Below are 236 nucleotides of genomic sequence, written 5' to 3' on the forward strand. Positions count from 1 at the left end.
TTTCCATGCGGACCTCTCCGCTGGGGCCGATGCTGATAGGGCCGTCCGCCAGCCATCCGACCATCAGAATGTTCTCTCGGCCTGGATAGCCATACGAGCTAGTCTTGGCGGCCCCGCCAAAGGATTGTTCCGCAAAGATGACGACCTGCGCGTCTGGCGGGAAGTCGTCTACCACGCGGGCAGAGCCAAAGATGGTGAAACTGGCCTCCCATCCGCCGCTATTCAGGCTCCCTTTG

The 236-nt window shown here is 61.0% G+C and carries 1 protein-coding gene; it reads right to left on the minus strand.

Going from position 1 to position 236, the window contains the following annotated elements; all coding sequences use genetic code 11:
- Positions 1 to 236, minus strand: a 236-nt coding sequence (locus FQ664_RS27645) for a hypothetical protein (protein WP_218570455.1), incomplete at both ends; no start/stop codon positions are given.

Source organism: Pseudomonas persica (assembly GCF_900291015.1).
GTDB lineage: Bacteria > Pseudomonadota > Gammaproteobacteria > Pseudomonadales > Pseudomonadaceae > Aquipseudomonas.